Raw genomic sequence first — 10,441 nt, forward strand, 5'->3', positions numbered from 1 at the left:
TGAAAAACTAATTCATCTTGCTGCCAAAAAATGTCGGCTTCGTGGCTGGGAAAAAAATCATAATCTGTCTTTTCAATTAATGTGTTGAAGGGATACCCCAGGAATTGACAGTAAGCTTGATTCAAAACAATCCATCGGTGTTGTTTGTCTTTGACGAAGACGGGATCGGGAATGGCGTTAATTACGTTTTGTAAAAATTCTTTAGAGCGCTTCAATTCTTCTTTCAATTGGGCAATATAAGCTGTGATTACTGTAGCGGAACCGACAAGGGCTAGCAGGGGAGGAATGACTGGTATCCACCAATAAGCCAAGAAAGCCAAGTAGGCACAGGCGATGAGGCTGGTTCCTGCCAGGAAGAGAATTAAGATAGAGCTAGCTACTGAACGCGATCGCCAGATTAAAATTGCTCCTAGCCAAGACCAAACCAAAATCCAAAGCCATTCGATCGAATCTGACCAAACGGCGATCGTTCCTTGTCCGGACTGGGCGGCAGTGAGAATTTGGCCCAGAAAATTCGCTTGCAGTTCGACACCGGGAATAGGCTGGGCGGATTTAACGAGATCGCTGGTGTAAGGAGTATAGAAAAAATCCTTGAGGCTGCTAGCAGTGGAACCGATCAGGACGATGCGATCGCGCACCCAATCCTGGGGTATCTTGTTTTCTAACACATCTCTCATCGAAATTTTGCGAAAGCCGATCGATGGTTTGCGAAAGTTACCCAAAATTTGGTAGCCTTTGTCATCTGTTCTCACGTAGCCACCGTCTTTAGACTCAAAGGGCTTAAACACAGTCTTACCCAGTTGCAGATAGTTCGTGCCCTTTGCTGCTTGAGGCTCAATGCCTTCCGCCTTCAGATAAATCAGTGCCAGATGGAGGGAAAAACTGGTGTGCAGTTTGTTATCTACCCAGGAATACAACAGGCTGCGACGCACCTTGCCATCCGCATCAATAACTACGTTGTTGAAACCGACTTGTTTTCGCTGGCTAAGGGCGGGCGGGGCTAGTACTCCATCGCTAGTTTTATCTTTGAGTTTCTCAATACCAACTATGTTGGGTATGTTTGCGAACGCCTTCTGTAATTCTGCATAACCGGGTTCTTGGGGTAAATCTCGATAGATGTCCAAACCGATGGCGCGGGGCTTTTTGGAGTGCAATTTTTGCAGAAGCTGGGCCATAACCCGATCGGGAATAGGCCAACCGTATTTCTGTAAATTTTCCTCTTCAATACCCACAATGAGAATGCGATCGTCTACTGGTGGTGAAGGACGCAGGCGAAAAAACCAATCTAAAGCGGCCCATTCCCAAGACTGCAATAACCCTGTGCAACGCAACAAAATAATACAGGCAGCTACAGTAGAGGAGGTGATTAATACCCTACGCTCCAACCATAAGCGTTGCTTGAGTCCTGTCCATACCTCTATGGAGCTTTTGCTAAGCTGCTTAATCATCCCAGTCGCCCAGTTGCTGGTATCTTTGCCATGCCTGACTTTATTAATAACCAATGGTTGTCAAAACGTGGGAGTGCGTAATTGGATGACGAGAGTGAATCTTTCTGGAAGCGGGCCATTTTCTAGCCCACCAACTAGGCCAATCATCCTCTTTCTTAGGCCACTCTTACGTATCGCTCTTCTTTATCGTCGATAATGAGTATTTGTATACTTTTTTTTCCATATTCAGTAATTTCCTCACTTTCTTCACCATAAGATCTATCCAATTGGGAGTATGGAGTGGCGTTGAAGCCTTACCCATCTAAGTATAATCTCTATCTTCATATTAACTTTACAGCAAAATACGTAACTTTATCAAATCTTTAAACTGATCCAGGAAAAGGTTTGCTATTCTCACTAAGTAAGGCTAGTAAATTCACGTAAGCAGTTGCTGTAGGGGCGTTCTATCTACTAGATATAAGAGTTCCTACTATCTGTGTTACTACTGGGATAGGGCTATGTTAATGGCTTTAGTAAGGCAAGAAACTAGGCTCGCCCTTCATTGTTGGTAACTACCTTAAACAGAAACAACTGTAAGGAAAACCTATCGCGTTCGCAGTATTTGTTGCTGAGGTTGCATCAATGAAGAAAGTAAATATTCTAAATCTACCGATTGACAATGTTTCCCAAGTGGAACTGTTAGATCAACTCCAACTTGGCGGTATTGTGTTCACACCCAATGTAGATCACTTGATTAAATTGCAAAACGATGGAGAGTTTTATAAAGCCTATAACAGCGCAACTTATAAAGTTTGCGACAGCCAAATAGTGATGTACGCTTCCAAGTTTCTAGGTACGCCACTAAAAGAAAAAATTTCCGGTTCGGATTTGTTTCCGGCTTTTTACAATCACTATAAAGATGATGAGCGAGTGAAGATTTTCTTGTTAGGGGCAGCTGAAGGTGTCGCCAAGAAAGCTCAAGAGCGAATCAATAAAACAGTCGGAAGAAAAATAATCGTAGACTCATATTCTCCATCTTTCGGATTTGATAAAAACGAAGAAGAGTGCTGCAAAATAGTGGATATTATTAACAAGTCAGGAGCCACTGTTTTGGCAATAGGAGTTGGGGCACCCAAACAAGAAAAGTGGATTGCAAAGTACAAAGACAAACTGCCAAACATAAAAACATTTTTGGCGATCGGTGCGACGCTTGATTTTGAAGCAGGGAACAAACCAAGATCGCCTCAGTGGATGAGTAATATGGGGTTGGAGTGGTTATATAGGCTTTTATCCGAACCTCAAAGGCTGTGGAAAAGATATTTAGTAGATGACCTTCCTTTTATATGGTTGGTTATTAAGCAGAAACTAAATTCTTACAAAATACCCTTAACAAGGGAAAAAAATATTTACGATTTTGACACGAATTGAATCCAAGGTAAATAAGCTTAGAGGCGTTTTTGGCTATAGAAAGGGATGAGCAATAAGTTTATTTATTGGTTATTTTGGGAATTTACTTAGTAAATTCTTATTGCTTCGCTCATCCATATGGAAACCAATTTCTGTATGGTAATCGTTTGAATTTTAATTTAAACAATCGATAAGCTTGGAGTTACATATGATACCCAAGCTTTTTTATTCTGTTATATAATTTATCTCCTTCTAGGAGAGTTTTTTTATAAAATCATAATTTGTTGGGATTAATCAATAAAGCGCGATCGCTATTCACTTCGAGTAGTAATAAATTCCCCTGCCACCAGTGCCAATAAAAACCAATCCGAACTGTTGTTTGCTGGCTGCCATCACTTGGGGATTGTTACCGATCGGCTGGTGGCGATCGCCTATATTCGTCCAAGTCTTTCCGCGATCCAGAGAAAGAAAAATACCCTCACCCATTCCGGCAATTTTCCCATATAAATAAAGTGCTGGAATTGTGCTTCCCTGTTGCGGCTTTCCAAACGCAAACAGATAAGCTTTTTCCACTCCAGAAATCTGAGAAAAACTTTTGCCAGCATCTGTCGATCGATAAAGTCCTTTCTCATCCAAACTAACCCAAACTTCACCTTTCACCCCCGGCATTGTTCTTAAAGAATGCCACCTATTTTCCCCAACCAGCGGTTTGTATACCACGCTAAAAGATGCGCCTTTGTCGGTGCTGCGATATACACTGTCATTCCAGTAGTAATAAAAAGTATTGCCATCCACCGTATCCGCCGCCAGCGACTGCGACCAATTCCAAGGCCCACGGGGGCCATTTGGTAATCCAGAAACAGGTTGCCAGGTAGCGCCGCCATCGGTTGTGCGGATAGCTTGACCGCCGCTGATGGTCACAACAAAAACATTCGGATCGGTCGCGGACATGGCTACCCGCATCGGCATTTTATTAGTTGGAAATGACGCCAACTTCTGCCAGGTTAAACCTCCATCTGTAGAGGTAGCTCCTGAATAAGAATTATTCCAACGATTGCCACCGACGCGCACTAATTTTAACGGATCTTTTTCGTTGTAAGCAATGCTGTAAGTATCCTGAAAATCGGGGCCGTTACCGCCAAATGTTTTGTCCGGGTAACTATCCAATCCATTGTTATGGTAGAAACCGTCTACATCGGCCAAACCGCTGAGCAACAACGCTCCTTTTGGCGGTGAAACTAAAGCAAAGGTGACAATTTCTTCGTGTCCTTTTTGATAGTTAGTCCAAACGACTGGGTTTGTTTTGAGATCGTCGGTGCGCCAGATACCGTACCAATCTGTCAGCCAAACTCTGCCTGTAACTTTGGGGTCAAATTCGATCGCAGATATCCACGCCTGCGATCGCATAATCTTCGTCCACCAAGGAACAGTGCTGTCGATCGTGCGTTTTACAAGTATCCACGTACTTCCAGCATCTACACTTCGGTATATTTTCGTAGATGGCGACTCTCCCAAAGCGACTACTATCTCATCAGGATTGGCTGGGTTAACGCTCAACCCATTAAACATGGCTTGCGAGTTCTCCGGGGTAATATTGCTCCAAACCCCGTTCGCATACTTAGTCACCCCTGGCCCCTTGCCACTGGTAACGTATAGCGTACCGTTGCGGCCCGTCGCCATACGCCTGGGCCACTGCGGACTTCCCTCTATTTTGCTCCAGGTCACCCCCGTATCAGTGGATTTGTATATCCCGTCTCCGTAAGCAACAGCGTAAACTAAACCCGGCATCTGTTTGTCGAACAAAATAGCTGTAATGCCAATATCTTTTTTGGGCGTTCCGGGAAAAGAAGTAACTTTACTCCAAGTTCTGCCAGCATTTGATGATTTCCACAATCCATTCTGTCGAGAACCAAATAAAATAACGTTGGTATTAAATAAATTGACAGCTAATCTTTCACCTACCCATCGTTTATCTTGGTTGCCACCCATTGGCAAATCTATATTTAATTTAGTCCAAGTTTGACCTTTATCTGTAGATTTAAAAATCGTCCCAGGCTTATCCCAAACATAGGTGCCTGCTGCTATATAAACAATATGAGGATTTTTTGGATCGAAAGCTAATGCTTCTCCTCCGTAATAATGACGTTGGGAAAGTGGAAAGCGATCGGTTAGCGGCATCCAGCTTTGACTTTGTGAATTCCAACGATAGAAACCGCCGACATCGGTTTTGATGTAAACAAGGTCTTTTTCTAAAGGATGCAGGTAGATACCGGTAACATAACCACCTCCCCCCAGCGCTACGTTATTCCATCTTTGAGATGTTGTTGTTTGCTGAGTACCGGAAACAGCTACCTCTGCCTGATTAAAGGTAGAATTAACGATGCTGGAACTTTTAATTGGCTGACATCCGATGACGGCAGTTAGGGAAACGATCGCAATCGTAACTGTACGCTTTATCCATCTCATAGCAACTGACCGGACTGTTCTTGGAGAATCTGGCGTCTTTGATTGCTTCCTCTCCTCTTAGCGGCGAAACTATTGATTTGAGAGTAAACAGATGAAGGTAAAAGCCAGAGCAAATAAGCAGCTACCCAGGTTAAAATAGTGCGACGCGGTTCTTCCAGCAAGATGCGCCAGTAGGTAGACAAAGAGCGATTAATTAATTGTACGGCTGCTTCACCAGCCTGCATCCGCACTGCACTTCTTGCTAAATAACGCAGTTGGTATGCTCTCGCCATACTTTCCCAAGGTTCGACTTTTTCTGCTGCATAAGAGCGAGTCTTTTCAAACACCTTTTCCCAAGACTCGAATTGTTTGATAAAGTTGGCAGAAAGACTGGCGGTATTCACCCGATAAAGAGTCATAACATCGGGAATACCTGCAATTTTCCAAGGTGTTTGAATCACGATCCGTAGCCAAAACTCTATATCTTCTGATTGACGAAAGCGATCGTCAAAATAAAAATTTTCCACAGTACCATAAAGATTATCTTGAAAGCGAATTGCTTCCAAAACCTCGCGTCGAATTACCGCCGCCGAACCATTCCCAATGGGGCTACCGCGCAGCAAACAAGGCACGTCGATATCCTTAAGCTGGGGCATTGTATAAGTGCCTAACTCGTTTCCCGCTTCATCGATAAAAGCAGAACGATTGAAGCTAATACCTACATCTGGTGAAGTTTCCAGATGAACGATATTTTTTTCTAGCATTTCTGGTAACCACAGGTCATCCCCATCTAGAAATGCCAAATATGCCCCTTGAGCGTGGCGAATACCTGTGTTTCTCGCCCCAGCCAAGCCGCGATTTTTTTGGCTAATAATTTTAATTCTGGGATCGGTGAATTGCTGACAAATTTCGACGCTGCGATCGGGCGAACCATCATCAACAATCAACAACTCAAAATTTTCGTAAGTTTGATTGAGAACCGACTGTACGGCAACAGCGATATATTTTTCTACATTGTAAATCGGGATAATGACAGAAACTTTTTTCATTGCAGTTACAGTTTAATTATCTTGCTTTTCAGGTAACGCTCAAATTTTGAGTAAATTTATCTGGGCTGTTCTTGCAGAATGCGACGTTTTTGTGCAGCGCCTGTAATTTTTAAAGCAATCTCCTCAATTTGTCGGTAAAAAGATTGAGGTAAAAGCAAAAGTGAATAAGCTGCACCCAAAGTCAACAATGTACGACGCGGTTCTTCTATAAAAATGCGCCAGTGGGTAGCTAAGGCGCGGTGAGCTAATTCTACAGCAGCTTTGCCGTTTCGCAAACTTACCGATCGGCGAGCTAAAAACCGCAACTCATAAGCTCTAGCTCGATTTGCACACCTTTCTACCTGTTCGGGAGCGTAGGCGCGAGTTTTTTCAATTACTTTTTCCAAATCTTCCAATTGTTTGGATATATTGGTTGAAGCTCCCTTTAAATTTACCCTGTATAGTGTAAGAGCTTCGGGAATTCCTTCTACTTGCCAGTTTGTTTTAAGAACAATACGAAGCCAGCATTCTACATCTTCAAAATGGTGCAATCGCGGATCGAAATAACAAGGTTCTGCTCGATCGGAAAAGCTATCTTGAAACTTAATAGCTTCAAAAACTTCTCGGCGAATTACTGGTGCTGAACCATTGCCGATCGGATTGCGGCAAAATATCAAATCGGGAGTAATTTCGTTGAGCTTTGGCATTTGATAGAGATTTAACGGCTTACCCGTTTCATCGATAAAAGCCGATCGACTAAAACTGACTCCTACACTGGGAGAGTTTTCCAAATGAAGAATGTGCTTTTCTAGTTTTTCTGGCAACCAAAGGTCATCGCCATCCAGAAATGCCAGGTATTCGCCTTGAGCGTAACGAATCCCGGTATTTCTCGCCGCAGATACTCCTTGATTCTCCTGACGAATGATTTTAATGCGCGGGTCTGTGAATTGCTGACAAATTTCTATGCTGCGATCGGGAGAACCGTCATCAACGATCAGTAACTCAAAATTTTTATAAGTTTGTGCCAAGACAGATTGCACTGTCGCGGCGATGTACTTCTCGACTTTGTAAACTGGAATAACTACAGAAACTGTTTTCATTTTTTCACCCTAACTTTTTCAAATTTTACACTTCAGTTAATTTATTTTACGGGTGTGCTTTTCTTAGCACCAAAAACGTATCTGTTTGCCCAAATCACGAAGAAAGGCATGAATATTGCATGGGTTACCAAAACGCTGATAGCAACTCCCAAAGCTTGCCATTTAACTCCTATTAGCAAGCCAATTGCAAAAATCATCGTGAATAGAAGATTGCCTTGCAAGCTTAAGTTAGGTTTATCGATCGCTGCGAAAAGATTAGTAGCAGCTAGGAAAAAAGGACGAGGTATTGCTGATAAGCAAATTACGATCAAAATAGGAATTGCCACTACCCATTTTTGGCCAAAGATTATAGGTACGTATATGGGAGCCAAGCTAGATTGCAACAATACTAAGGGAAACATGATGGAGGCGATCGTTTTGAGACCGCTAAAATACCTTCTCTCAAACTCTACCCAATTAGACCTTACGGCACAAATGTGGGGATACAATGCTGTGGTAATAGATTGGATGACACTTAAACTAATTCCTAAACCTGCATTAAAGGCAAAGAAATATATTCCCAGTTCTTTCACTCCTAAAAATCGACCGATGATTAAATAATCTAAATTATTTCTTAAAGTCGCTAACATCCCAATGCCAATAAAGTTGACGCCAAACTTAAAAATTTCCCACCATCTTTCTGTGGTAAAACCTTTAGTACGACGCCAAGGATGATTGTATATACATACGAGCGCATCTATAGGAGCGGCGATAATCCTGGGTAGTACGATCGCCCACATCCCCAAGCCCATAATTGCAAATATTGCCGTTAAAATATTGCCGATCGCTAATTGAATTGTCCCGCTTATTGCTGTGATTTTTAGCCGATTTTCCCTTTGGATAAGAGCTGCTTGTATTCTGCCTATGGGAGTAATTAAATAAACAATTGCCATCGAACAAATTGGCATAATTAGTTGATTGTCATGATAAAACCAAGCAACAGGAAAAGCGACAATGCACTGAATAAAAAATACACCAAAACAAACAAGCCAATTTAACCAGTATGCACCGTTGCATATAGATTCCAATTTCTCTCGATCGGCTTGGATAACTTTACCGGCAATCCCAATTCTAGTTAAGACTTGCGTAAACTCATAAACTGTCAAAACCAAAGCTGCTAACCCATAATCATAAGGAGATAAACAGCGAGCCAAAATGATAGTTGTTGCTAGCCGAAAAACGCGATTAATTAATTCTGCACCGCCCAACCAACCAAGATTGCGAATAAAATCGCTATTCAGCTTAGTTTTGAGCTTACCGAGCGGTTTAGTCAATCTTGCGGTCAAAGTCATAGTTGCACCTAGAATCCTATTTTGCCAGGAAAAAAACTATACTAGATCTTGATTGCCTAGTTTAAAACGTTTGGTCGCCGAGTCAGGCAATAATTTCCCAAGAAATTGGGTAAAGTTAACAGAAAAATTATAGGGAAGCAGTCGCATTAATCCGAGCTTTACCACTAAACGCAGAGTCTGGCGGTCTAGCAAAATCTTTGGATAGGATCGCATCGCCTTTTGCAATTTCTGACTGGCCAGTTTTACTCCTCGATCATCCTGAACGTGAGCTATACATAGCTGTGCCAGGAAGCGATAAGTAGTTGCCAAACTACGCTTTTTAAGATATTGCATATCTGGTGGTGCAGCCTGAAATGCTCTTGCCGTCACCGTCAGTATGTATTTTTCCATGACATCAACTTTAGATGTCATCGACTGGGAAGACCGACGGTAAAGAATTTGGTATTTAGGAACCAAAACAAAAGGACACAGAGCTGCTAAACGTATGTAATAATCCCAATCTTCAGCAGATTTAAGAGTTGGGTCGAACTTTCCTGCTTTCTCAATAAATTGCCTGCGAGCGAGGATATTAGAACCGCTGGAAATAAAATTTTTAATTAGCAGTTCGGGATAAACATTTCCTTCGTAGTAAAGCGGTGACCACGCATATAAAAATTCGCTTTTTTCGTTTATAAAAGCAGTCCAACTGTAAACTACTCCTGCTTCGGGATGATGTTGTAAAGCGGCTAGCTGTAACTCCAACTTATCCGGTGTCCACAAGTCATCTGCATCGATGAAAGTGATGTATTCTCCAGTAGCGCGATCGATCCCGCGATTGCGAGCAACTGGCAATCCACCATTTTCATAAGAAAAAACTTTCAGCCGCGAATCTTCTATTTTACTCAACAGTTCTAGAGTTGAGTCAGTCGAACCGTCATTGATGACGATCGCTTCAAAATCTGAGAAAGTTTGTTGCTGTAATGACTGAATAGTTTCTAAGATGGTTTTCTCAGCATTGTAAGCGGGAATAATCACAGATACAACTGGCATATATACATCCTCCTTCGCGAGCGAAACTTTTTTGAATTATGACAATATATTGAAACTAACTTTTTCTTTGAACGCTATCCCCATAATTACCAAAGCAGGCCAATAAACATAGATCAGAGACTCTATATTTTCAGCAAAAGAGTAGAAAAATAAAACTAAAACCACACCTAACGCTATCTTAGCGAGGTCGCTTTTCTGAGCCTTGATAAAAAACTCGATAAAAGTCCATATTAGAGGAATTGCAAAAGCGATCAGACCTACGATCCCATTAGTGAATAAAAGCCCAAACCAAGCATGGTGGGAGCCGATCGGTTTGCCAGCCGCAACAGGCGGGCCTTTTGGTTCGGCAACTCCATGTCCCCAAATCGGTGCTTCAGTTTTCCAACGATACATAGCTAAATTACCCAAAATTTCTCTAACTCTTGAAGACCCCGCCCTTTGACCGTCAAACTGTGCTTTAAAATCTTTAGCCCAATTAATTATTTGCAGACCGAAAAGACCAGCTAAGAAGCTGATTATTCCTGTTCCCAGTTGTACGATCGGACGACTAAAATAGCATAAAACAAAATTTACTACTGGCAGAATGAGAAAACATAGTATACCCAAGCGGGAAGCCGAACCCCAAACCATAGCAGCAGCGCCAATAATACCAATCCATCGCCACTTTTTGCTAG

At 42.3% G+C, this 10,441-nt stretch carries 8 protein-coding genes; 1 reads left to right on the plus strand and 7 read right to left on the minus strand.

Annotated features, from left to right (window positions below; all coding sequences use genetic code 11):
• Positions 1 to 1,502 (minus strand): CHASE2 domain-containing protein (locus tag H6S82_RS07225; protein ID WP_242056849.1); only part of this gene is annotated, 1,502 nt, incomplete at its 3' end.
• 567 nt (positions 1,503 to 2,069) lie between these two features.
• Between H6S82_RS07225 and H6S82_RS07230 the strand changes: the two genes are divergently transcribed.
• A complete protein-coding gene (locus tag H6S82_RS07230; protein ID WP_190468439.1) occupies positions 2,070 to 2,855 on the plus strand; it encodes a WecB/TagA/CpsF family glycosyltransferase in 786 nt (261 codons plus the stop codon).
• 294 nt (positions 2,856 to 3,149) lie between these two features.
• Here H6S82_RS07230 and H6S82_RS07235 read toward each other — a convergent pair whose 3' ends face one another.
• The 6 genes from H6S82_RS07235 to H6S82_RS07260 all read right to left on the minus strand — a co-directional run.
• Positions 3,150 to 5,300: a hypothetical protein gene (locus H6S82_RS07235; protein WP_190468442.1), complete on the minus strand. Its 2,151-nt coding sequence runs from the start codon at positions 5,298 to 5,300 to the stop codon at positions 3,150 to 3,152.
• Positions 5,297 to 6,328 (minus strand): glycosyltransferase family 2 protein, encoded by a 1,032-nt coding sequence (locus H6S82_RS07240; protein ID WP_190468445.1) that lies wholly within the window; start codon positions 6,326 to 6,328, stop codon positions 5,297 to 5,299. Before H6S82_RS07240 ends, H6S82_RS07235 begins: the two co-directional genes overlap by 4 nt.
• Before the next feature lie 56 nt (positions 6,329 to 6,384).
• Entirely contained in the window at positions 6,385 to 7,407 is a 1,023-nt protein-coding gene (locus H6S82_RS07245) for a glycosyltransferase family 2 protein (RefSeq protein ID WP_190468447.1), read from the minus strand.
• Positions 7,408 to 7,448: 41 nt separating this feature from the next.
• Entirely contained in the window at positions 7,449 to 8,738 is a 1,290-nt protein-coding gene (locus H6S82_RS07250) for a lipopolysaccharide biosynthesis protein (protein WP_190468449.1), read from the minus strand.
• Between the two features lie 36 nt (positions 8,739 to 8,774).
• Positions 8,775 to 9,767, minus strand: a complete 993-nt coding sequence (locus H6S82_RS07255; RefSeq protein WP_190468454.1) for a glycosyltransferase — start codon at positions 9,765 to 9,767, stop codon at positions 8,775 to 8,777.
• A gap of 36 nt (positions 9,768 to 9,803) precedes the next feature.
• A partial coding sequence (locus H6S82_RS07260; protein ID WP_347339472.1) for an O-antigen ligase family protein occupies positions 9,804 to 10,441 on the minus strand: 638 nt, incomplete at its 5' end.

Source organism: Planktothrix sp. FACHB-1355 (assembly GCF_014748295.1).
In the GTDB taxonomy this organism is placed as follows: Bacteria; Cyanobacteriota; Cyanobacteriia; order Cyanobacteriales; family Aerosakkonemataceae; genus Aerosakkonema; species Aerosakkonema funiforme_A.

Coding starts and splice junctions, on each gene's coding strand:
- H6S82_RS07245 (WP_190468447.1), bottom strand. CDS start 7,407: ATGAAAACAGTTTCTGTAGTTATTCCAGTTTACAAAGTCGAGAAGTAC.
- H6S82_RS07230 (WP_190468439.1), top strand. CDS start 2,070: ATGAAGAAAGTAAATATTCTAAATCTACCGATTGACAATGTTTCCCAA.
- H6S82_RS07235 (WP_190468442.1), bottom strand. CDS start 5,300: ATGAGATGGATAAAGCGTACAGTTACGATTGCGATCGTTTCCCTAACT.
- H6S82_RS07250 (WP_190468449.1), bottom strand. CDS start 8,738: ATGACTTTGACCGCAAGATTGACTAAACCGCTCGGTAAGCTCAAAACT.
- H6S82_RS07240 (WP_190468445.1), bottom strand. CDS start 6,328: ATGAAAAAAGTTTCTGTCATTATCCCGATTTACAATGTAGAAAAATAT.
- H6S82_RS07255 (WP_190468454.1), bottom strand. CDS start 9,767: ATGCCAGTTGTATCTGTGATTATTCCCGCTTACAATGCTGAGAAAACC.